This window comes from Chthonomonas calidirosea T49, from assembly GCF_000427095.1.
Classification (GTDB): domain Bacteria; phylum Armatimonadota; class Chthonomonadetes; order Chthonomonadales; family Chthonomonadaceae; genus Chthonomonas; species Chthonomonas calidirosea.
Window position 1 is genome coordinate 328,262 of sequence record NC_021487.1, and the last position, 23,070, is coordinate 351,331.

Below are 23,070 nucleotides of genomic sequence, written 5' to 3' on the forward strand. Positions count from 1 at the left end.
TCAACTGCTAGAGGCCTCTACATGAAGCTTATCACCTGCTTTCAGAGCTAGAGTAGGGCTCAGATGAAGCCTCGCATCCTGATAGACGACAGGTACCTGCTGTTTTTGAAGGCAAACTGTCGTGTTTTGCCCGAAGATGGGCGGTAAACATAAGTCGGTAAGTGCAAAAGAGCCCCAGAGCACTTCCAATTCTAAAACTCCTTCCCTATCTAAATGCACGATGCCCCAGGCGGTACCGGCGGTGAAGAGGCATCGGAACGGATCGGCAGACCACCTGGGAAGGATTTCTAGGCGGTTCGCAGGAGCCGAGTAGCGAATGCCGCTTAGTGCAAGCAGTAGGCCCCAGGAAGAGAGCGCACGGGCATAATGATGCCCACATTCAAACTCATTCCATGGGTTACGGCGTACCCCATCATGACGATTCCGAACGCCACGCACGATGGCAAGGCCTTCTTCGAGTTTTCCTTCATAGATTAAGTGGCTGGCTACCTGATATTCGATACCTGTCCACACCTCATCGGCGTAGGGAAACGGGTAGCGTGGACGCCTGCCGTGCGGCCAAGTGCACAAAAGAAGGCCCGATTCGTCGTTAAGTGCATAACAACGTTGCACGCTGGCATGTTGTGACAGATCGGGCTTCCAGTTGTAACGGAAGACGGATCCTATGGCTTTTTTAACAAGCTCGGGCGGCAGTAGGTAGCCGAGGCCAATAACATGGGCCATCCACTGACCTAGGAGTTGGTCGGAAAGGCAGCCTGCCCCAAACTGGTGGAGCGGCTCCGGTTCGAGTGGGAGCTGGTTAGGCGACTGTTGTTGCACTGCACCGGAGTTTGTTGTCGTAACGATTTGACGGAAAAACTCCCCATTCCACAAAAGCTCCACAAGACGGGTGCGGCCTTGTTCGTAGCGATTCCGATATTCGCTGGCCTTCTCATAAAATCCCAGCTCTCTAGCCATCTCTTCGGCAGCCCGGAGGGCACCGAGATAGAGAACGCTGCAAAGGGGATTTGGGCCGTAGAATTCAATGTCGTAGGTATTGTGCTGTTCTCCTTCCATGACGCCGTCTTGATCGGAATCCCAAGAACCTGGCTGCCAGGCAAATTCGAGAGCGCGCTGGACGCCTGGCCAGATGGTTTGGAGAAACTTTCTATCTCCACACTGTGTCCATTCACGGTAAGCGCGGAGGATTGTGCCCATTTGACCATCGGCGGCTGGTTTAAACTGCCATAGGGTTGAGCTAAGAGGCAGCAGGGTTCGAAACGCCATATGTCCATTAGGACGAGTATTGTGGCAAAAATCGGTGAGGCGCACGCTGCGCTCAAGTGAGGGAAAGAGAAAAGCGGCGGACATCGCATAGTTCCAGACATGTGTGCAGTTCATCGGACAGCAGCCTCCTCGATCGCCACATCCTTCAAATGCGTTCATGCGTCCATCGGCAGTATACAAAACCGTAGGCGATCGAAGAATAGAAATATTCGCTCCTACGGCATCGAGGACAAAAGGTGGCAATGTGGAGCGATAGAGGGCATGATGAAAAGCGCGCGTTGTCTTTTCAAGGCTAGCAAGGTTCTCGAAAGTGTAGCGAGCAGCCTCCCATGAGGATTGAAAACGGGTGGCATAGTGGTTGCCGATATGTTTTCCATGCACCTCCGGTTCCGAGTTCCAGTAGTTAACAAGGTTGGGGAAACGCCAGGCAATGAGGAAAGGTAGCTCAACATGGCTTTTGGGTGCAAGATGCGCGTGGAGTGCGAGAGTGGCGACGTCGGTTTGATGATCGGGAGAGGGGGAAGCTTGAGGATCGCTGGATAAGTGTCCTTTAGAGGACACGAAATCGTCCCAAAAGTTTTGGGCATCGTCCCACCAACCTGCACGTTCCCAGCGTAGGCGGTAGCTAACGTTGTACCAGTCGGTCATTAAGGTTATATCGCCGTGGTGAGGGTCGGAGGGTTGGGGTTTTCCACCGGTCATAAAGATGCCATGTAAAGCGTTTTCTTCTTGCCAGGTATTGAGATTTCTCCCAAGCTGTTGATGATAGCGGCTACCAGGAAGTTCGTGGCCGGTGAGGCCAATGGGATTTAAAAGGCACAGGGCGATGGTGGCAGATAGGGCATGTTCTGTAGGGTTGCGCACCCTCCACCGGAAAAAAGCGACCGGGAGCGACGAGCTTTCCACATCCATGGGAATAAGGGGATTGAACGCTTCAAGAGAGAGTTGAACGGGCAGAAGGTCGTCATGAAAATGAAGCCATGCGAAGGGATATTCTCCGCGAAAGGTGTTAGAATGAAGTCGAGGGAGGCCCGGAACCCTGCCCGTTGGCAGGCCGGATGCACCGCTGTAGGGCGGAGGGATACGGCTTTCAAGTACGCGAGCAACACCTTTGTCATTTTCGCTCTCGAAGTAGCCGAGAAAGAAGGTAAAGGGTAGGTGAAAGCCCTTACCGGGATGATTGAATATCTCCCAGTCTCTCAGGTCGCCGCGGCCACCCAGTGATATCGTGCCGGTGCCAATGCCACCGAGTGGAAAGGCGATCTCACATAGCCTACTCCCGCGATAGATATGGCGGTATGGAGTAGATTGCTTTGGCATAGACCTCCTAGACCAAGTGGGTAATTTAAACGGGTTATTCGCCATTTGTTTCCCCGACTCCTGTTTTAATAGAATAAGGGGGCAAGAAACTCTTAGTGGCTTGCCCACAGGGATAGATTGTTCATCGTCGTCAATCAACTTTACCTGAACCAAATTTAGCAAGAGTTTCAGCGGTCAAGTGGTGAAGGTGAGCCGGTTCACCCACTCAGCGAATCCCCATGATTAGGGGGATGTGTGGGATTTAGAACTTTCTGATGGGTAAGGAAAAGGGCGGTGAAGGTTCACGAAAAAAGTGAAGATTCGGTGCAGGGCAGTCTTGACGGCGGTAGAGGTATAATGGCGGCTAAGATGAGAGTTTTAGGCATAGAGACAAGTTGCGACGAGACATCGGTAGCCATTGTGGAAGAGGGGGAGCGAGTTCTTTCGAACATTGTGGCTAGCCAGGTGGACCTCCATGCGCGGTATGGTGGGATCGTGCCAGAGGTCGCTTCACGGCATCATGTTGAGCGATTTATACCGGTAATGTGCGAAGCGTTGGCAAGTGCCAAGACAACATTAGATGATGTGGGACTTATCGCCGTAACAAATAGGCCTGGGTTATTGGGCGCTCTGTTGGTGGGTGTTTCGGCGGCGAAAGCACTGGCCATGGCTTTGAGGCGGCCCATTGTGGCTGTGCACCATTTAGAGGGGCATCTTTATTCGGCTTTTCTTGCAGATAACACGCTTTATGAGAGGCTACCGCTCGTTGCGCTGATCGTTTCCGGAGGGCATACGCAACTGGTTTGGATGGAAGGATATGGGCGTTACGCCCTGTTGGGCGCTACTCGTGATGATGCGGCCGGTGAGGCTTTTGATAAGGGAGCTAGGTTGCTTGGTCTACCCTATCCTGGGGGGCCTAACCTCTCGAAACTGGCGGAGGGCGGAGATCCAAGTCGTATTTCTTTCCCGCGAGGCATGATCTCTGAGGGGTTGGATTTTAGCTTCAGCGGGCTCAAAACGGCTTTGCGTACCTTTCTAGAAAAAGACCAAGGTGCCACTTCATTGGCGGACATAGCAGCCTCGTATGAGGCCGCTATTGTAGACGTGCTAGTGGCAAAGTTACGTCGTGCCTTGCAAGCGACGGGAGCAAAGACCGCCTGTGTTGTGGGAGGGGTGGCAGCCAATCGGCTGCTGCAGCGTCGGATGCGAGCGATGGCCGTTGAGGAGGGCCTTCATTTGGTGATGCCTGAACCGACGCTCTGCACCGATAACGCGGCTATGATCGCTGCCGCCGGTTACTGGCGATACCGCACCTGTGGAGCAGATGCCCTGAGTTTTGACACGCTGGCAACGGCTCCGCTTGCCACATTCCAACTTGCTTAAGAGGGAAACGGTGGAACTGTTAGGAATTTTAAAGGAGTCACCTGCCCTAAAGACGCTGTTCGAGGATTGCATGGCAGGGCGGTCGGGCTTCACTGCTGACCATTTCGATGCTCAAGTTCGCAAATGGATCGGCCTTTCTAGCTCTACAGCGCTTCGATGGATTACCTATAGGGGCCTTGGTGGCGAAATGGACGGTGTAATGGCTTTAGGTATGAGCGATGAGGCGTGCAAGGCCTTTCTGATGTATGCTTGCGGTGAGCGGGCCGTGCGAGAGCTTCTTTTGAGGCTACCTAGGGATCATTGGGTTGAATTGAAATACGTGGCCGAGTGGATGCGTAACGGGATTACTGAGTTGATAGACGTGCAGGAAGAAAACAAGGAGAACGAGACTGTTTACAAGGTAACAGGGCGAAGGCGTGGCAGGCGTTCTGTGATAGAGCACATGGTGGATGGGAGTAAGGACGGTGTTCTGGCTGAAGTTCGCTCTCTTTTGCGCGAAACATCTTGCAGAACTCGAAGATACTTTGCCATTGAAGGAGATTTGTTATGTCTGCGTGCCGTTGAGGATGGACTAGCGATTCACTGGTTGCTTTACACTCCGGAGTTAAAGAGCGATCCCCTAGGTTACCAACTGTACGAACAGGCCTGCTTACAAGAGGTGCCTAGGGCGTGTCTGAGTGGAGGTTTAATGGCTAAGCTCACCACAACACGGCCGGTTCCACGTGTGATAGCGGTCGTTGAGACAGGAGTGCGTTCGCTGACTCATTTTCAGCTAGGCTCGCGGTCTGTCCTGCTCATAGCCGAAAATATTGCCAATCCCGATAACCTTGGAATGATATTGAGGACTGCCGATGCGGCTGGAGCAGAGGGAGTTATGGTGGTAGGAGAAGGGTCGGATCCGTTCCATAAAAACTGCATTCGGGCGGCACGAGGAGCGATAGGACGATTGCCGCTATTGTATTGCGATAATTTGCGGACTGCCCTGCATGCCTTTGTGGCAAAGGGTACTCAGGTGATAGGCGCGACCGGTTCGGCGCAGGAGACTCTCTGGCAGCTAGATTTTCGACCTCCTTTGCTCTTGCTGGTAGGCAATGAGCAAAACGGCCTAACAAAAGAGGTGCTTGAGGTATGCACCCATCAGGTTCGGATTCCTATGGTAGCAGGCCAGGATTCGCTAAACGTTGGGGTTGCCGCGGGCATTCTGCTCTACGAAATACAGCGGCGACTATACGCCGAGTGCTCTCGTAGAGATATGAGGGTGAATTCCATAGTAAAATAGAGGTAGCATAGCGTCTGCTTCCTGCTGGGAAGTCGCATGCTGGAGGGTAGCCTGCAGGTTGCTATCCTCTCTCCACGTATCAGCAAGAATGGCAAGTTGGCTTGCCCAATTTCGTTTTTCTATTGAAGGTGTCGGTAGGGAGGAGAAAGCTTAGCGTGGCGTTTGGAAGCGCGTCGCCAAAGCGCCTTAAACAGGGGGTTAGGACTGCATGGGGATGGGTTGGAGTATGGTACAACAATGGAGTGCGCATGAAATTAAGATGTGCTCCGATGTAGCCGGATGACATCGGAGGAATAGCAGTTCACTTGCCGCCTTTTCTGTGGAACAACGATACCGCTCGAGGCGGTGGTGAGCTTCGCAAATTTTTCCTGATAAGAAAACAGGAAAGGAGTAAACAGAATGGCAACGATTTCTCTGTCGGATATGACGCGGCGTGAGGCTCTTGTCGCCGAATTGGCGACCCAAGTGAAGAACCCACCCGCAAGGGTGGGTGACGTGGCTAGTGATCCCGCGTTGGCAAAATTGCGCCAATTGGGCACACAGCTCTGGATGGATACAGGGGATTTAGAGGCTGCGCGTAAGCTGTGGAGACAGGAGTTCTCGGCTCTAACCACCAACAACACCTTAGCTAACCAGGTGGTTCAGACGGGGATTATGGATGAAGATATTAAAGAGGCGGCTCGACGGATTCGGGATGTCGAGCCGGGTGTCGCCCCGGACGATTTGGTGATGGACATCGGGTTCGTTATTAACTGTCACATCGCTCTTCGGCTTGTGAGCGCGTTCGATGCTTTCGTTAGCGTGGAGTTGCATCCCTCAATTGCTCATGACATCGAGAAGACGGTGCGTTATGCGCAAAGATACTATGCGGTTCATCCCGAGCGCTTCATTGTAAAGATCCCTATGACTCCAGAAGGGTTTTGTGCCGTGGCTCGTGCTCGTGCCGAGGGCATTCCCATCAACTACACGCTTGGCTTCTCTGCCCGACAGAACTATTTGGCCACTTTGCTCTCGAAGCCGAACTACTGTAATGTGTTTCTAGGAAGATTAAACTCGGTGGTGGCCGATAATCATCTGGGTGATGGCAGGTTCGTTGGTGAGAAGGCGACGCTGGCTTCGCAGAGAGTGGTACGGGAGTTACGTGAGCACCACCCAGATATTCCAACGCGCCAAATTGCCGCTTCGATGCGGAGTGGAGAGCAGCTATTAACGCTGGCCGGAGTGGATGTGTATACGGCCCCTCCGAAGGCGGTAGAGGAGTTCTACGCTGCTCACCCGAGGCCGGAGAGCATCGAATCGTGTCTGAACAAGGATTATGAGGTGCATTTGAACCCTGGTGCCGATGCTGAAACCCATCGGCAGCTTGAGCTCCTTTGGACGGTAGATGATGCGTTCAAAGCTTTTGCAAAAGAGCTTGCTGCGCGAGGTGGCGTGCACTTAACAGGGAACGACCTTCGGCAGGCAGATCGAGACCATGGAACCCGCTTGTTTAGCAACTTCACATCGGAGGAACAGCAGGCGATTCGCGAGAAAGGTAAAATACCCGATTTTGCTCGATGGAAGGGGCGAGCCTCTCTTGACGACCTCATGACCGAAGCGGCACTGCAGTCGTTCATTGTTGACCAGGAAGCACTAGATGCTCGCATCCGTAAACTGATCGCGGAAGCCTAAGGACAACCAGCCGTAGAACGGTAAAGTTGAGGGAGGGCTGTGCTCTCCCTCTTGACTTGTAGGCAGCAGGATTTCCGCGGTGCTTTCGCGAAATGAAAACATGTGACAGTCGAAGGTTTGCTTGCTTTACTACGCGACATCGTTGGGGATGATGGCGTCCTCTCCGCTGACGATTTCCCTTGGCCAAGATGGTGGCAATCGCCTCCTCTTGCTGCATTGTGTCCGAAGGAGAAGTCTCAGCTTGCTCCATTGATATGTGCTCTAGAAGAGGCTGATGTTGGCATTGTACCGGTAGGCGGGGGCACGCGACTACATACCGGCTACAGCCCGAGCAAGCCTGTGGTTTTGGTGAGTAGTGTTCACCTTAATTCTCTGTTAGACTATCAACCCGATGACCTAACGGTAACTGTTGAGCCCGGAATGACGCTTGCCGATTTGCAGGGTATTTTAGCGAAACGTCATCAGCGTTTAGCGCTCGATGTGCCTCTGCCTGATAGGGCCACGCTAGGAGGCATTGTGGCCAGTGCGCAAAGCGGTTTTTGGCGGACAGCTTATGGAACACCTCGCGATATTTTGATCGGCGTTCGTGCGATGATGTCGGGAGGTGTTGAGGTTCGCGGTGGTGGCAAGGTTGTGAAAAACGTAGCTGGTTACGATATTAGCAAACTCTTTACCGGATCGTGGGGAACGTTAGGCTTTCTTACCGAGTTAACGTTCAAAGTCCATACGGCACCAGCATTTCAGCGCACTCTCGTTTGGGAAGTCGCTGATCTTGCTACGGGAGCAAGGATCGCATTTGAGCTTTATCAAGCGCAACTTGCCGCTGTAGGTTACTGGGTCACGAATGAGGTCGCCTCACGTCCTCAGGTCGTCTTATTTTTGCAGGGTACTCGCAGACGCGTGGATTGGCAAACAGACGCGTATACCGATCTTGCGAGAAAGCTTGGTGTTTCGATGGCACCTGAAGAGCTATCCCAGGAGAGGCAGCAGGAATGGCAAAATCGCCTTGCACGGTTATCCGATGCGACACCTTTAGCTGTGCGCATCTCTTGTTTGCCGACCGAAGTCGCGTCGCTTTTAGAGCGCATTGGCGATGCACCAGACCTGCAAGTAACAGCAGATTGTGCCTGCGGGATCGTAGAGATCGCTGCAGCGGCACCTGAGCTACTTTCGCCAAAGCGTGTCCGTGAACTTTTGCCGTCGCCGCGAACCCGTTTGATTTGGACACGGTTAGACCCCATCACTCCTGAACTTGAAGATACCGAGCGATGGGGCCATTTGGGAGCGGATTTTCCGTTGCAAAAACTTCTCAAACAGTCACTCGATCCGCACAACACCTTCAGCCCTGGCCGTTTTATCGGGCATTTATAGGGACTTGAGAGGTTTTCTGCGCTGTAGAAGTAGGCATTGGTTGCTTGAAGAAGGGATCAGACAGCGCCTTAAACAGGTTGAAATGGAGAAACGGCCTATCGTAAGCCATTTGGTGTGCTGTGGCGTTGGCCACCCAGAGGTCGCCTGTGGCCGGTTTGAAGACCACCGCGTGCAAACTACCGGTTTTCAGCTGGTGCATGATCTGCTCTGCGACCGGGACGGTAATGTGCCCATAGTCTTGAAGGAGCACATGACCAAGCTTGGCGTTCCAGTCGCTATGCATCCCCATTGACATATAGACCATGCCAGGCTTGGTAGGGAACGGCAGATCGGTCGAATTATACACGTAGCACTTATCGTGACTTGTTTGTAGGGCAGCCATCTGCCCTGTTTTACCCCACGAAAGGCAGTAGAGGATGGAGAGCGTTCGAGGGTAGTCGCGCACCTGATGGATCGCCTCTTGAAGCGTTGTACCGAACTGAACGGCATCGCGCATGACATAGGTAAGGGGGCGTCCATCGAAGTTATTCGTTTGTTTGTCCCAGTCGTCACCTATTTCAGACATGGCGATGGTATCAGCATTCAGCGCGGTAACCACTCCGGCGAATCCCAGCCAACCGACACTTACAAAAGGCACTCCATGGTCTGGGGCGTAGACGATGAGGGCCGGATACTTTTGAATACCAGCATCGGTGGTATAGTCGAGCGCTCGGATTTGGATAAGATCACCGTGTTCCGTTGCTTTCCCATCAGCAGCGAAGAAAGAGCAGCTCCATTGAGAGATGTCGGGTATGGCCGATAGTCGTTCGATATCTCTTAGAGGAACGCCAGAACCATCGGCTAGCCCCTTCAGCTCTTCCAGATAGTCGGGGCGTAGGTGCTTCGCATAGAGCTTCCAGATGGCATCTACACGAGAAGGAGAGCACCCCATCCCCAGCATCATCATCGGGGCCACCTGCTCTGCAAGATAGCGTACCTCTTTTGCGCAAAGTTTCCCGTGCGCATAGCCCATTTCATAGGGTGTACCCCTCAGGTAGAGCACGGTTAGGCGATTGTCTCCGGCTCCAATAGTAAAGCGTTTCCCATGTAAAGCCACATTTACACGGGGTTGTGCTGCATGCAGTGGGCAGATGCCAATGGTAAGCATCAGCAAGGCAAGAGCATAACGAATGATGCGCATAGCCAGACTCCTTTTTGTAGCTTAAAAATACTAATTCGCCATTTTTTTCCGTGATTCCTGCAGGTTGCTATGCCGTTAGTCCAGACGGTGTGGGCGAGAGTTGAAGTGAGAGATGATCAGGAATTCAAGGACGTTCTCTTGGTTCAGCATGCCGATGAGCTTCGGCGAGTCGGTGGGCGTTTGAGGTGGCTCCATAACAAGAATGGGTTTATTGGGTGTGAACGCCTGAAGTACCTGTTCGAGATCGGTATTGGGATAGACGTAGGTAAAGTCACGTTGCATGACACCGGCGACGTAGGCATCGGGTCCCTCCTGTGCTAGGCCACGCAGCAGGTCGGCACGTGTCAACACCCCTTGTACCTCCTCACCGAAGACAACAGGAAAATCGTGTTGGCTGCCCGAGAGCAGTTTTTCGGCAGCAGTGCGCAGCGTGTCGCCAACGCTCAGGGTATGAAAATCGCGCAGCATGGCTTCACGTACGGTGTGACCCGTGGCCAGCAGATGCGTCTGGTAGGCGTTCGCCTCCTGGCCGGCAGCCACAAAGACAAAAACGGCGATGAGAAGAAGAAGCGGATTGAGGGTGAAGAGGGACCAAAGTCCCAAAAGCAGCGCCAGCCCCTGGCCGATGCTGGCGGCGATTCGAGTAGCCACCAACACATCCAGATATTTTGCAAGAAACGAGCGCAGAACACGTCCCCCATCCATCGGAAATGCGGGCAGCATGTTGAAGGCGAAGAGAGCGATATTAGACCAAAAGAGATCGACTACGAGGCGTGGTAAGGGGGCAGGTATTTGCGAGGGATCGAAGGGAACACCTGCTGCGGCGATCGCGATGCCAAGCAGAGCTGCAAGAACGACATTGACTGCAGGACCAGCCAGGGCAATCCAGAGCTCCGACTTCACATCCGGCAGGTTTTGTAGCCTTGCTACGCCCCCGATAGGATAAAGGACGATGTCGTAGGTTCGGATGCCGTAACGCCTGGCGGTAAGAGCATGACCGAGTTCATGGAGCACTACGCAAGCGAACAGCAGGATCACATAGATAACGCTGATCAGGCTATGACCCTGATTGCCTCCGATCCCTGTTGCGGCAACGAGGACGAGGAGCAGTAAGAAGGTGAAGTGAATGCGTATCGGGATACCCGCGATCACCGCTAAAAGAAAGGAGCCGGAATCGAACGGATTTTGGGGCCTTCGGAATGGCGACGCCGACTGATGTTCTGGTGGTTGTGGTGGGATGGGTGTCATACAAAACTCCTTTCCGCTTTCTTTTGATCTACGCAGAGATACTCGATAGATACGCCTGTTATTATGACGAGGGGACAGATTCCCTATGCCCTATATACATACCTTATTCAGCTCAATTATCTTCCTTTTTAACAAAAAGGTGGTGCAGTGGTCAGAGAATGGTATTTTGAAGAAGATTTTGTGGCCGCTAAGGTTTTGCGCCTTTCTTGATGATGCTTAAGCTCGACCACGCACTCTTTGGAGAGATAGAAAACGGTGATGCTAATGCGAAAGGATGTGTTTAGGATTTTGCGCCGATAGGGGCTTTCTCTAAGCGACGGCGAAGGTTAGAGTCGAGGATGCGTTTTCGCATACGAACGGATTTCGGGGTGACTTCCACAAGCTCGTCCGGACCAATATATTCTAAAGCCTGATCGAGGCTTAGGATGGCAGGAGGAGTGAGTCGCACCGCGATCTCAGAAGTTGAAGAGCGGATGTTAGTGAGGTGCTTTGTCTTACACACATTCACTTCGAGATCGCTATCTCGCTGGTGTTTCCCGACGATCATACCCGGATAGACCTCGGTTCCCGGCTCGATAAAGAGGATGCCTCTTTCTTCTGCATTGGAGAGGCCGAAGTGAGTCGCTGTACCCATTTCGGTGGCGAGGAGGGAGCCGCGACTAGCGCGACTAATGTCGCCGGCGTAAGGGTAATAGCCCGCGAACAGGCTATTGATGACAGCGGTACCTCGGGTGGCCGTGAGCAGTTCGTTGCGAAGGCCAAGCAGACCTCGTGTAGGCACGAGATAGATGAAATGAGCATTACCGCTCTCTTGCCACATGTTTTGCAATTCGCCCCGACGACGCCCCATCTGCTCGATGACGATGCCTCGATAGGTTTCTGCAACCTCAATTTGTACCTGTTCATAGGGTTCAAGCTGCTGTCCATCGGCATCTTGATGAAAAATCACCTCCGGCTGAGAGACTTGGAACTCGAAGCCCTCACGCCGCATGGTTTCAATGAGGATGGCCAGGTGAAGCTCGCCTCGCCCGCTGACAAGGAACACGTCTGGGCTTTCGGTCTCTTCCACTCTAAGGCTCACATTTGTTTCTAGCTCTCGGAAAAGACGTTCACGCAGTTTTCTGCTGGTAACGTGCTGCCCTTCTCTACCGGCAAGGGGGCTGGTGTTGACTCCAAAGCTCATGCGGAGGGTTGGCTCTTCGACTTGAATAGGTGGAATAGGTTGTGGGGTGTCACGCGAGGTTACGGTTTCACCAATAGCGACATCTTCGAGGCCGGAGAGAATCACGATCTCTCCGGCTTGAGCTTGAGCTCTCGGCACTTTTTTAAGCCCTTCAAAAACGAATACGCTAACGACTTTTCCGGGTCGAAGCTGACCATCTCGACTAATGATGGCGATATTGTCGTTTGGATGGACGGTGCCGGCGAAGATTTTGCCCACCGCCAGGCGTCCGCGATAGTCGTCGTAAGTGAGATTAGATACGAGCATTTGGAAGGGGGCAGTGGGGTCACCTTGCGGGGCAGGAATGTGAGCAAGGATGGTTTCAAAGAGGGGTTGGAGATCACGACCAGGTTGGGAGAGATCGAGTGTAGCGGTGCCGGCCTTGGCACAGGTATAGACGATAGGAAAATCGAGTTGAGCGTCGTTAGCCCCTAGCTCCACGAGAAGGTCGAAGGTTTGGTCAACGACCCAGTCGGGTCTGGCATCTGGTCGGTCAATTTTATTGACCACGAGGATTACCTTATGCCCCATTGCAAGGGCTTTGGCAGTTACAAAGCGGGTTTGTGGCATGGGGCCATCTACTGCATCCACGAGGAGCAAAACACCATCTACCATGCTCATCACACGCTCGACTTCCCCACCAAAGTCGGCGTGACCAGGAGTGTCCACAATGTTGATGAAGGTATCCCTGTAGAAGACGGAGGTGTTCTTGCTAACAATGGTAATGCCGCGCTCTCTTTCCAAGTCGTTACTATCGAGGATGCGTTCCCCTAAATCTTGGTTTGCCCGGAAGACGTTTCCCTGACGCAGCAGTCCATCTACAAGGGTCGTTTTGCCATGATCTACATGAGCGATGATAGCGATATTACGAACGGTATTCAGATACATATTGAAAATCTATCTAACTCTTGAATGATCAGAAATCAGCGTGCAAATTATGGACAGTTGACGCATTTTCAATAGAAAGAATACCCTATTTTGCTTCAAAAGCGAAGCGATGTCAAAAAAGAATGAGAGGAGGCAGGATTTTTGGACGTTTGAGCAGAAGAAACTACTCAGTAAGGCTGCAGGGAGGAGATAATGAGAGATCCACGGTATGAGAAACTAGCCAAACTATTGGTGACCCACTCAATGAAAGTGAAGTCGGGAGATAAGGTGCTGATTGAGGCTTTCGATATTCCTGTGGACTTTACGGTCACGTTGATACGAGCCGTAGCGGAGGCAGGTGGTGAACCTCTCGTGAGCACCTATCATCAACAGGTTTTGAGAGCGCTTTTTCAGGTGGCTACGGAAGACCAGATGTGCACGATAGGCTCGGTAGAGCGCGCCCGTATGGAGGCGGTACAGTGCTATGTAGGGGTACGAGGGAGCCACAACATCACGGAGCTATCGGATGTACCATCGGAGAAGATGGCGCTTTATGAGAAGTTTTGGTGGCATTATGTACATTCCGAGGTGCGTGTTCCCAAGACGCGTTGGGTCGTGCTTCGATGGCCTCATCCCAGTATGGCGCAGGCTGCCGGTATGAGCACAGAGGCTTTCGAGGATTTTTATTTCCGTGTCTGTACGGAAGTAGATTATGCAAAAATGGCGCAGGCAATGGAGCCGTTGCGAGAGCTGATGGAAAGCACCGATAGGGTGCGAATTGTTGGGCCAGGCACCGAACTTACTTTTAGCATTCAGGGTATTCCTGCTGTGGGATGCGCCGGAGAGCGTAATATACCGGATGGAGAGCTATTTACCTGCCCCGTGAGAGATTCGGTGGAGGGTACCATTCAGTTTAACTGTGAGACGCTCTACCGGGGAACGCTGTTTCAGAACATTCGTCTTACCTTCAAGAGAGGGCGCATTGTGGAGGCAACGGCCCAGGCCGAGACTGAAAAGCTCAACGCCATTCTTGATACAGACGAGGGGGCGCGCTACATCGGCGAGTGGTCTCTAGCCTTCAATCCCTGGATTCTAAAGCCAATGAAGGACATTCTTTTTGATGAGAAGATCGCAGGCAGCTTTCATCTTACCCCTGGTCAGGCCTATGAAGAGGCGGATAACGGAAACCGATCGCAGATACATTGGGATATGGTCTGCATACAGCGGCCCGAATATGGAGGAGGCGAGATCTACTTTGATGATAAACTTATACGTAAAGATGGGCTGTTCGTTTTAGAGGAGCTCGCAGGTCTAAACCCAGATAGGCTCGTTATGTAGCTGAGCGATCGTGCCTAGGAGCGCGCGCTCCTAGGCACTTAACGCAAGGGATCACTTTTGTTGATTTTGGAGGAACTGCGGCCAGTTTGGGGCATCTTGTGCGAGCGCCAGGCCGCTGTAGACAGGGTCATAACCTACTGCATAGTCTACCGAGCTTGGTTCTTGGGGCCCGGGTAGATAGATGGACATGCCGCTGGCTTTGGCCTCGTTGGAAGAGCCGTGTCCAAAGGCGAGGATAGCACCCGAAGGGCCGTATAGGGCGTTTTCAACGTTGTAGGCTGCCTGAGCGAGGTCGGAAGGAACCCCAGGTGAGGTGCGGACGAGGTCGGCAAAATCGTAGAGGTCTTTATATTCGGGGAATTCAAAGTATTGGGCGTTATAGCGCGCGTTGTAGATAAGATTGGCCTGGTCGTTTACGTGCTGCAGCAGGCTGCCTCCGAAGGCGTTAATGGTCTGTGCCACATTGCCCATTTGTGAAAGGTCTACCATGGCTTGTGTGATGTCGGTATAGCTGGGGCTGGCGTAGGTGGAGAGGGTGTCTTGAATAAGAATATTGCCCATATCGCACGGATTGGTGCCACCACCGTTCTTAATGGCTTGTAACCAGGTATCATAGGGGTAACCAGTGCCCGGAGGGCTCTCTTCGCTCGCCACCATGACGCGCGCCACATTGCGGACTTGGTAGGCCACCTCCGCAGTGCATTGCAGCGAGGCGTCTATGATGAGATCGTCAATGGGACGAGGGGAGGCGGCAAGTGCCTGTGCAAGTTGCTGGGTTGTGATCTGATTGCCTGTATTTGCATCTTGAGAGACCGCCCGCGTGACGGCCTGACGCCCAGCGGAACGATTCAGCACCGGTAACGCGCCGGAGCCGTGATCCCAAATCACAACGGCGAGGTGGTCGGAGGGATAGTTTGTGGCACCCCATTGGATGAAGTTGGCAAGAACGTGCCAATCTCCCATATCCGAAGTGCCGTTGACATTGGTAGAAGGATCGGGAAGGCGCTCTTGAGGGTCTTCCAGAGAAGAGGTATCGCCGTTTTCTATGGCAGCCACGTCCGCCGCAGAGTGGTGCAGAATGTAGTAGCGGTGGGTTCCAACAAAAGAGGGGTTGCCACAGTTGTTGACAGAAGAGAAGTAGGGGCAGTTATTCGCCTGTTTCCATTGGATAACAATGTTGAGGTTTGTGCCATCGGAGCCGACAGAGGCCATCTGGCCCACATTCAGTAGGCTATCTGGTTGGAGATTGTTGGCGGCGTTGATGTAGACAAGTACTGTCCAACGCGCTCTTCCAGATTGGTGTGGATTCGGCTGGCAGGCCGCAGCCGTGGCCTGGCGAGAACTGGTGTAGGGACTGGTGCCAGGGGCCGGCAACCCAGAAGGAACGGGGCCTCCACCACCGCTGGAACTTCCTCCACCGCAACCAGAAAGCGAGGCACTGACTAGCCCTAAAACACCCACAAGCATGCTAAGACGAGAGAACTTGAAACGGATATTCATTGTTCACTTTTTTCCTATTGCCTAAATTGTGATTCTTGGCCGCGCTATGAACAAGGGGGTGGGGGATACGAGTATTTTAACATAGATTTGACGATAACGTGACAGGTCGCTCTTAGCGAAGAGAGACCGAAGGCACTTTTTTAGACTGGACTAGGACTAAAGAAGTTTTCTCTAATTTTCATCGAGGGTACGGCCTAAGGAGGCTGGGGGTACGATGCGTCCAACCACACTAAGCAGAGCGGCCACCGTCATAAGATAGGGTAGGGTATCGAGAATATAGGGATTGCTCCAGTCCACACCAAGGAAAGTAAGATGGATATTACTGATTTGGAGTTGGGTTTGGAGGGCATAGAAGAAGCCAAAGAAGAGTGCACCGAGGGCAGCTCCGATGGGATTCCATTTGCCAAAGATCACTGCGGCAAGAGCCACATAGCCTTTTCCAGCCGACATGTCGGTGGAGAAACTGTGGGCATCTGCCATGGAGAGGTATGCACCACCAAGTGCACCTAGGACGCCTGAAAGTGTAACGGCAGCATAGCGAATGGGAATAGGCTTCATACCGCTAAGAATCGCGTTTTCAGGGTTTTCACCGGAGGCTCGTAGGCGCAATCCGAAGCGGGTGCGGTAGAGAAGCCCGAAGATGAAGAGGGGCAGCGGCACTGCTAGATAGAGGAAGGAGGCTCTTGATAGGCCTGTTACCATTACTCCATTTGGATAGAGCGTGAGATAGGCATAGTGGGTTGCTCCTGCAGCAAGCAGATTGATGCCAAGGCCGCTTACCACGTGGTCCATCTTGGTATGCTGCGTGAAAAATGCATGCAAAAGACCGAGTAGGGCTCCAACGGCGACGACAAGGAGGATGCCTAGGAGGCTCGCAGCAAGAGCATGGAAGCCGTGATGCTCGGCGGCGGATTCGCCCCATATGCCTACAAAGGCACCGATGAGCATAAAGCCCTCAAGAGCGATATTAACGACACCAGAGCGTTCGGATAGCACACCGCCCATAGCGGCCAAGATGAGTGGAACAGCACTATAGAGCGTTGCGACGAGAAGCGCCTGGAGGCTTGATAAGGAGGTCATAGAGCTGTGGAATCCTGAACTGGCATCGTTTCGGAATGAGTTAGCGTCTGCTTTCTTTTGCGTTGATAAAGCAAGAAGCGCATACCAACGAAAAGAATGATGATAGCCTGGATGATGCGGCCTAAAGAGTCAGGGATATTTGTTTGGTCTTGCAGGTAGCCTGCCCCACCGGCAAGAGCGCCGAAAAAGAGGGCGCTATAAAACACGGAGGTACTATCAATGCCGGCCAGGAGAGCGACCGCAATACCATCGAACCCATAGGTGCCCGCTAGGTTCGGGAAGTAGCGATGTTGTGCCCCAAGTACCTGGATGGTACCTGCTAGGCCTGCCAGGGCGCCAGAGAGAGCCATGGTGATGACGATGGTATGCTTTACAGGAACCCCAGCGACGCGTGCGGCTTTTGCGTTTCGCCCTACCGCTCGAATTCGGAAGCCCAGCGCCGTGCGCTGGACAAGGAGGCCGAGCACGGGCACGGCAAGCAAGGCGAGGAAGAGCCCGGTAGAGAGGTTTGTATGCCTCACAAGAATCGGCAAGGTAGCACTTGGCGATACGGCGGCTGTTTGTGGAGCCTGATTGTGAGGGTCTTTGAGGCTATGCGTGATGAGGTAGTTCGCGATGTTGTCTGCCACGTAGTTGAGCATGATGGTAGAGACCACTTCGTTTACTTGGCGCCATGCTTTAAGAAGGCCGGCAAGCCCTCCCCAAACGGCACCGGCGAGCGTTCCGGTAAGCAGGGCAAGAGGGAGATGGAAAAACGAGGGCAGGGTAGGCCATGCGACGCCCACGGCGGCGGCAGTAACAGCACCCGCGATAAATTGGCCCTGACCGCCAATATTAAAAAGGCCGGCTTGCAGACCTACGGCGACAGCTAGGCCGCAAAGCAGTAGGGGGATAAACTGGGTAAGGGTTTGGGCGAGCTGGAAGAGATCGAGATGAAAAGACCCTAACGGAACCTGTTGGCTTCCATGAGCAGGCCCGGCAATAATACCGGTTGCTCCGCTCCAGAGGGTACCGAACGCCATAGCGACGTTATAGCCGGACAGTCCGAGAAGCAAAGCGGCCAGGAGTAGAGCGGCTGCAACACTTATAAGAGAGCGAAGGAGTCCAGGACGTGAGATAACTGTTGGAACCATATTTATGTGTTGCTTCCTGTCATGAGATGACCTATGCGTTCCACGCTAGCGTCGGAACGAGGTAGGATGCCAGCGATGTGCCCGTTGTAAAGCACGACGATTCGATGGGCGAGAAGCAGTATCTCATCCAAATCCAGGGAAAACAGGAGAATGGCCGCTCCTTTGGAGGCCGCTTCTTGCAGTGCGTTGTGGACAAATCGAGTAGCCCCTATGTCGAGGCCGCGCGTTGGTTGATAGGCAATGAGGAGACATGGTCGGCTTTCCAAAGCCCTAGCAATAACGATTTTCTGTTGATTGCCACCTGAAAGCGTTCTAACGGGGGCTTGTACACCCTGGCTCCCGAGACGAACATCGTAGCGGTTAGCGATATCGGTAGCTTGTTGATGAAGCACCTTGTAATTGAGAAAGTATCCTCCGCCCCACTGCGTTTGAAGCTCGTGCCCTAAGAGCAGATTCTCGGCCACACTGAAATCGAGTACTAAACCCTCTTGATGGCGATCCTCCGGGATGTAGGCGATGCCTCTGTTCCGTCTGCTTGCAACGGTCTGGCATGTGATCTCTTCGTTGTCGAGAAAGATACGCCCAGATTCCACGTCTCGTAGTCCAACAATGGCCTCCGCAAGTTCCTTCTGACCGCTGCCATCCACTCCGGCAACACCTACGATCTCTGCAGGAAAGAGTTGCAAAGAGATATCTTGGAGGCTTAAAGCGCCGTGATCGTTACGCACTGAGATATGTTCAAGCTTTAGCAGCGGGGGAAGAGCGCTGTCGGATGCGGTTGATTGAGGGGTAGTAACGGTAGAGACTGTTGCTCCAGAAAGGAGACGAGATTGGATGTCGCTTTCTGAGGAGCCCAGCATGGCTGCAAGAAGCTGCTCTGGTTGAACATGGCTCGTTTGAAAGTCACCGGCGTTCCGACCACGCCGTAGTACGGTGATATATTCGCTATGAGCCATGACCTCCCGCAGCTTATGAGTAACGAAAATGACCGTAGTTCCGGTTTCAACGAGCCGATGAAGGAGGCTAAAAAGCGCCTCGACTTCGGCAGGAGCGAGCGTAGCAGTAGGTTCGTCTAGGAGCAATATTTTGGCGTTGCGATAGAGCGCTTTCAGAATTTCGACCTTTTGCAGGGTAGCCAGCGAGAGCTGCTCAACGCGTTGTTTCAGAACTACTGGGGACAGACCGAGCTGCACGGCCAATTCTTGAATGTGTTCGAGTGCTTGAGACGGAGCAAGTAGGCCTCCGGCGAGGATTGGCTCAACACCTAGCAAGATGTTTTCGAGCACGGTAAGCGCCGGTATCAGCGCATGGTGTTGGCTAACGAGACCGATTCCGAGACGAATCGCATCAGCTGGAGAGCGAAGTTCTTGCGTTACATCGCGTTCATAGAGAAAGATGCGGCCCTCATCCGGCAGAATACGACCATACAGAATGCCAAGAAGGGTAGACTTGCCCGCGCCATTCTCCCCAATGAGAGCATGAAAAGTGGCTCTTTTAACGTAGAGATGCACGTCATCGTTTGCGATGACACCGGGGAAACGGCGAGTAATATGTTCCATTCTCACGATATAGTCAGAGTGGGAGCTTGGCTTTAGTTCAGGCGATGAAAGCACCATGGCAGATATTTTAGCGGAGCGAGGAAATCGAAGTCAATTGGAGTGGCAGAGACGGTGACACCTCCCTGTCACAGTCCCTGACAATTAGTTTGAATTGTTACTCCTCCCCCGGTGCTATCCAGGGGAGGAGTATGCGTCCTACCCAATCTCTGAAAATTGAGTTGGGCTGTTACGGCTGAAACTGCTCGTTGCCCGATGGATAGGGGGGAATGGTGGCCGGGCCGATGGCGTTTGGATTGTAGGTGCTTGCCCAAAAGTCGGGAGGCCCTTGGCTTGCCGGCACCTGATTGCTGACGGCCTTGATGCCGTGGTGGATATAAGCGACGATAGACCACAGATCATCATCGCTCAGGTGGCGGAACGAAGGCCAGGGCATGGGCGGGGCGAGGTAGTGCGGTGTGGACGGGAAGTTGCCTTGCCCAGGAGTTGTGGAGGTAATGACGACATCGGGTGTAAACATGGGATCAAGGCCATATTTGAGAGCATTGTAGATTTGTCGGTCGGTGAAGTTGCCTAGACCGGTGTTCGTATCCGGGGTGATGTTGGCGGCGTAAGTGGTGAAGGGACCAATCTGAAATTGGGCGGTAGGGCGTGAGCTCGTGTAGCCCGCAAGCCACTGAGGATCACTAGGATCGTCTTTTCCGCCGTTATGGCAGTCGGTGCAGCCATGTGAGGTAACAAGGTATTGACCGCGTGTGACCTGCGCTAAGGTCGTAGAGCCGCCTGGAAGACCACCGGAAGAGCTGCCTCCGCATCCAGCTGCAAGAAGCAGACCGACGATGGCGGGCCCCCAAAAAGGGAGGCCTACCAGTGCTGCATGTAGACGAGCAGATTTCATGGTTGTTTCCTCCTAATGGCAAGTTTATTATATAATTGGAAAATAACCATTGATTTAAATTCCTCAGGGAAAGCTATGAGTTACTTTTGAGTATAGTACCATTGAATATTGTATCATACTCTTATAACGGTGTCAAGCGAAAGGATGGTCTTGTATGTTTGAGGTTCGACGTACAGGGCATTTCTGAGGTATTCTTTGAGGCATATGAGACGCCAGCAACCAATGAGAACCTCACAATCTAGAAGGGGACGCACCCTACATCGGCTCCTATTTGCTAGCTTTCTGGTCTGTTTTGCGTTTGGATGTGGAGCGCTTGGCACTCTACTTGGATGGCACTATTGGATGCATCGTCGTCCACCTTCAATTCCCGGTATCGTACAAAGTGTTTCTGCTGCAACTTCCAACGTGCTTTCAAGTCTGGGCACGAACCCGAGCTCCGACACTCCAGGGCTGTTGACGTCTGGAACCCAGCCCATTCCGGTGATTATGTATCATGATGTGGTGCCCCGCAAGCAGGTTTGGTTCGATCTGACGACAGAGGAGTTTGCCCGTCAGATGCAGGAGTTAGCGGAAGCTGGGGCGCATCCGATAACGATTCAGCAGTTTTATGATCATCTCAGTGCAGGTAAACCCCTGCCCACGCATCCGATTCTGCTTACCTTTGACGATTGCACATTGGGGCAGTTTACGCAGGCACTACCGATTCTCGAAAAGTACCGTTTCCCCGCCGTCTTTTTTGTGCAGACCGGGTCGGTGGGAGTTACCACGGTAAAGCCCCATATGACGTGGGAGCAGCTGAAGGAGGCAGAAAGTACCGGATTGATCACCGTCGAATCTCATACCGTGACACATCCTGAAGATCTCACTAAGATCTCCGATCATCAACTTGAAGAGGAGATGGAGGTGTCCAAGCACTCAATCGAGTACCATTTGGGGCATCCGGCACTCTTTTTAGCTTATCCGAGTGGAAACTGTGATGCACGTGTGGCCTTGGCGGCCCAGCAGGCAGGTTATCTCGCTGCTTTTACCATGAACAGGGGGTGGGCTGCTAGCCCTGCTCCGCGCTATTTTCTACCGCGTTTGACACCGAAGCGCATAGAGGATGTATTGGCGGTTTGGCGAGGTCAACAGGCAATTGCACCGCCCTTACCGCGTCTGATGACTATTCGAGCGAGTCCTTTAGAGCGAGGCACCTTTACAGGAGGTACTTATCCTGTAGACTGGATTGCAGGGGGTAGCCTAACTACGGAAACGCTCGATCATCGCGACACCGTAGGAGATATGGCTCAGCAGGTGGGGGCGATAGCCGCCTTGAACGGCACTTTCTTTGCGGATGCCCGTATCGCAAGCAATGCAGGCGGGATGATCGGGCCTTGTCTGAGCAGCGTAAACGGTACCTACCAGCCTTCTGATCCTTCAGATGATCCGCGGCTGGAGGGGCGACCGCTTATCCTATTTAGCCCCACCCACTGTTTAGTGGTGCCTTATGCGGCCTGTTTTGGTAGCTCACAAGCCGTTCTGCAACAGCTCTTACCAGATGTCACCGATGCTTTTTTGGCAGGAGGCTGGATCGTTCACTATGGAAAGGCACTGCCGCCTGAAGAGATGCGACGTTGGTCCTCCTCTGATCTCAACGATCCGCGGCATCGTGCTTTTGTTGGGATTGATGCGCAGGGCCGTTATATGTTAGGTGCGACGCGAGATAGCATTAGTACAGAGGTGTTATCGCATCTGTTGGAGAAGATGGGGGTTCAGGAGGCTTGGCTCCTCGATTCGGGGTTTAGCACTAGCCTTATCTGGCAGAATCATGTACTGGTTTCTGGACATTCAGAGCCTGGAGTTCCAAGCCGTCCTGTACCGCATGCGCTGTTCCTCATCGGGAACGCCGCCCCGGACGCCCCACCGCCTCCGCCGGATACGCCGCTTGCAGCAGGAGAAGGGGCCGCGACCCTGCAGGATGCCCTTTCTGCCGATAGCACCGCTGGAGCAGCTAACTACTATCGGCGACATCGTAGACGACATAGGTAGAAGCTTTAGGGAGAAGTAACTTGCGACACAGCAGAGTCTGGTTGGCTTGCAGCCTCTTAGTTCTTTACGTGCTTGGGGCCTGTGATAATACAGAACAAGGAGCCAAAAAGGGCACAAACGTTCGTGCGCCCACTAGCGAAGTGACAAGTGCCGAGAATGCTTCGGGTTTACGGCCTGCCCTACCTCATGCTACAAAACCGACGGATTTGAATATGGGTGCGCTCAAAGAGGCTCAGCATACCATCGCGAACGTGCATGTCGTAGAACCGTTTCTCTTGCGGGGTGCTGCGCCAACAGCAAAAGGTGTTGCGTGTTTGAAGGCATTAGGGATAAGAACCGTAATAGATTTACGGATCGCTCCAAAACATGTGGCGGCAGAGCGCAAACTGGTGGAGTCTGCTGGAATGCACTACGTGAATCTGCCCATGAGCGCTGAACCACCGACGCAGAAAGAGATTGACACGTTTTTGACGATAGTGCGCGATCCTAACAAAGAGCCGGTCTATGTGCACTGTCAGTACGGAGCCGATCGAACAGGGTGTATGGTCGGCCTTTACCGAGAGATCTATGAGGGCTGGAACTACCAAAAAACCTACTCTGAGATGCGGCGATATGGCTTTAAACCCTATCTGCACAAGCTTGCTGCGACGGTGCAAAAGTACCAACCAGGTTCACCGGAGGCAAAGTCAGAAAGAGCGAAAGTGGACGCTCTGTTGGAGCATGAAACCATAAAACCTTAGCAAATTGGGGT

Annotated in this window: 16 protein-coding genes; 7 read left to right on the forward strand and 9 right to left on the reverse strand. The window is 53.1% G+C overall.

Annotation, left to right across the window (positions count from 1 at the left end):
* Nucleotides 1-2,586 carry a GH116 family glycosyl-hydrolase gene (locus CCALI_RS01460; protein WP_016481694.1) on the reverse strand — a complete coding sequence of 862 codons (2,586 nt, stop codon included), beginning with the start codon at nt 2,584-2,586 and terminating at the stop codon, nt 1-3.
* Between the two features lie 348 nt (nt 2,587-2,934).
* Here CCALI_RS01460 and tsaD point away from each other — a divergent pair, with 348 nt between their 5' ends.
* The 4 genes from tsaD (at nt 2,935) to CCALI_RS14615 (ending at nt 8,269) form a co-directional block, all read left to right on the forward strand.
* A complete protein-coding gene (tsaD, locus tag CCALI_RS01465) occupies nt 2,935-3,948 on the forward strand; it encodes a tRNA (adenosine(37)-N6)-threonylcarbamoyltransferase complex transferase subunit TsaD (protein ID WP_081648424.1) in 1,014 nt (337 codons plus the stop codon).
* 10 nt (nt 3,949-3,958) lie between these two features.
* Complete coding sequence (locus tag CCALI_RS14610) at nt 3,959-5,227, forward strand: TrmH family RNA methyltransferase (RefSeq protein ID WP_016481696.1); 1,269 nt, start codon at nt 3,959-3,961, stop codon at nt 5,225-5,227.
* 399 nt (nt 5,228-5,626) lie between these two features.
* Nucleotides 5,627-6,898, forward strand: coding sequence for a transaldolase family protein (locus tag CCALI_RS01475; protein WP_016481697.1), 1,272 nt, complete (start codon nt 5,627-5,629; stop codon nt 6,896-6,898).
* Nucleotides 6,899-7,000: 102 nt separating this feature from the next.
* Nucleotides 7,001-8,269 carry an FAD-binding oxidoreductase gene (locus CCALI_RS14615; RefSeq protein WP_016481698.1) on the forward strand — a complete coding sequence of 423 codons (1,269 nt, stop codon included), beginning with the start codon at nt 7,001-7,003 and terminating at the stop codon, nt 8,267-8,269.
* Here CCALI_RS14615 and CCALI_RS01485 read toward each other — a convergent pair.
* From CCALI_RS01485 to typA, 3 genes are all read right to left on the reverse strand, one after another.
* Nucleotides 8,253-9,449, reverse strand: a complete 1,197-nt coding sequence (locus CCALI_RS01485) for a C45 family autoproteolytic acyltransferase/hydrolase (protein WP_016481699.1) — start codon at nt 9,447-9,449, stop codon at nt 8,253-8,255. The two genes, CCALI_RS14615 and CCALI_RS01485, sit on opposite strands and share 17 nt — an antisense overlap.
* 75 nt (nt 9,450-9,524) lie before the next feature.
* Nucleotides 9,525-10,697 carry a site-2 protease family protein gene (locus tag CCALI_RS01490; protein WP_016481700.1) on the reverse strand — a complete coding sequence of 391 codons (1,173 nt, stop codon included), beginning with the start codon at nt 10,695-10,697 and terminating at the stop codon, nt 9,525-9,527.
* Nucleotides 10,698-10,977: 280 nt separating this feature from the next.
* Nucleotides 10,978-12,807 (reverse strand): translational GTPase TypA, encoded by a 1,830-nt coding sequence (gene typA / locus CCALI_RS01495; protein WP_016481701.1) that lies wholly within the window; start codon nt 12,805-12,807, stop codon nt 10,978-10,980.
* Between the two features lie 192 nt (nt 12,808-12,999).
* On the opposite strand from typA, the gene CCALI_RS01500 reads away from it, so the two are divergent.
* Nucleotides 13,000-14,124: an aminopeptidase gene (locus tag CCALI_RS01500; RefSeq protein WP_016481702.1), complete on the forward strand. Its 1,125-nt coding sequence runs from the start codon at nt 13,000-13,002 to the stop codon at nt 14,122-14,124.
* Between the two features lie 51 nt (nt 14,125-14,175).
* On the opposite strand, the gene CCALI_RS01505 is transcribed toward CCALI_RS01500, so the two are convergent.
* The 5 genes from CCALI_RS01505 to CCALI_RS01525 all read right to left on the reverse strand — a co-directional run bounded on the left by CCALI_RS01505 (nt 14,176) and on the right by CCALI_RS01525 (nt 20,291).
* Nucleotides 14,176-15,624 (reverse strand): clostripain-related cysteine peptidase, encoded by a 1,449-nt coding sequence (locus CCALI_RS01505; RefSeq protein WP_016481703.1) that lies wholly within the window; start codon nt 15,622-15,624, stop codon nt 14,176-14,178.
* 171 nt (nt 15,625-15,795) lie between these two features.
* Nucleotides 15,796-16,704 (reverse strand): ABC transporter permease, encoded by a 909-nt coding sequence (locus CCALI_RS01510; RefSeq protein WP_016481704.1) that lies wholly within the window; start codon nt 16,702-16,704, stop codon nt 15,796-15,798.
* On the reverse strand, nt 16,701-17,837 hold the full coding sequence (locus tag CCALI_RS01515) for an ABC transporter permease (RefSeq protein WP_016481705.1): 1,137 nt from the start codon (nt 17,835-17,837) through the stop codon (nt 16,701-16,703). The genes CCALI_RS01510 and CCALI_RS01515 overlap by 4 nt, the downstream gene beginning before the upstream one ends.
* Before the next feature lie 2 nt (nt 17,838-17,839).
* Entirely contained in the window at nt 17,840-19,396 is a 1,557-nt protein-coding gene (locus CCALI_RS01520) for an ABC transporter ATP-binding protein (RefSeq protein WP_052572304.1), read from the reverse strand.
* Between the two features lie 226 nt (nt 19,397-19,622).
* On the reverse strand, nt 19,623-20,291 hold the full coding sequence (locus tag CCALI_RS01525; protein WP_016481707.1) for a hypothetical protein: 669 nt from the start codon (nt 20,289-20,291) through the stop codon (nt 19,623-19,625).
* A 222-nt stretch (nt 20,292-20,513) separates the two neighbouring features.
* Here CCALI_RS01525 and CCALI_RS01530 point away from each other — a divergent pair, with 222 nt between their 5' ends.
* On the forward strand, nt 20,514-22,319 hold the full coding sequence (locus CCALI_RS01530; RefSeq protein ID WP_172636611.1) for a polysaccharide deacetylase family protein: 1,806 nt from the start codon (nt 20,514-20,516) through the stop codon (nt 22,317-22,319).
* Between the two features lie 20 nt (nt 22,320-22,339).
* Nucleotides 22,340-23,059, forward strand: coding sequence for a fused DSP-PTPase phosphatase/NAD kinase-like protein (locus CCALI_RS01535; protein WP_016481709.1), 720 nt, complete (start codon nt 22,340-22,342; stop codon nt 23,057-23,059).
* The last annotated feature ends 11 nt before the right edge of the window (nt 23,060-23,070 follow it).

Coding starts and splice junctions, on each gene's coding strand:
- CCALI_RS01460 (WP_016481694.1), bottom strand. CDS start 2,586: ATGCCAAAGCAATCTACTCCATACCGCCATATCTATCGCGGGAGTAGG.
- tsaD (WP_081648424.1), top strand. CDS start 2,935: ATGAGAGTTTTAGGCATAGAGACAAGTTGCGACGAGACATCGGTAGCC.
- CCALI_RS01475 (WP_016481697.1), top strand. CDS start 5,627: ATGGCAACGATTTCTCTGTCGGATATGACGCGGCGTGAGGCTCTTGTC.
- CCALI_RS01485 (WP_016481699.1), bottom strand. CDS start 9,449: ATGCGCATCATTCGTTATGCTCTTGCCTTGCTGATGCTTACCATTGGC.
- CCALI_RS01490 (WP_016481700.1), bottom strand. CDS start 10,697: ATGACACCCATCCCACCACAACCACCAGAACATCAGTCGGCGTCGCCA.
- typA (WP_016481701.1), bottom strand. CDS start 12,807: ATGTATCTGAATACCGTTCGTAATATCGCTATCATCGCTCATGTAGAT.
- CCALI_RS01500 (WP_016481702.1), top strand. CDS start 13,000: ATGAGAGATCCACGGTATGAGAAACTAGCCAAACTATTGGTGACCCAC.
- CCALI_RS01505 (WP_016481703.1), bottom strand. CDS start 15,624: ATGAATATCCGTTTCAAGTTCTCTCGTCTTAGCATGCTTGTGGGTGTT.
- CCALI_RS01510 (WP_016481704.1), bottom strand. CDS start 16,704: ATGACCTCCTTATCAAGCCTCCAGGCGCTTCTCGTCGCAACGCTCTAT.
- CCALI_RS01515 (WP_016481705.1), bottom strand. CDS start 17,837: ATGGTTCCAACAGTTATCTCACGTCCTGGACTCCTTCGCTCTCTTATA.
- CCALI_RS01520 (WP_052572304.1), bottom strand. CDS start 19,396: ATGGAACATATTACTCGCCGTTTCCCCGGTGTCATCGCAAACGATGAC.
- CCALI_RS01525 (WP_016481707.1), bottom strand. CDS start 20,291: ATGAAATCTGCTCGTCTACATGCAGCACTGGTAGGCCTCCCTTTTTGG.
- CCALI_RS01530 (WP_172636611.1), top strand. CDS start 20,514: ATGAGAACCTCACAATCTAGAAGGGGACGCACCCTACATCGGCTCCTA.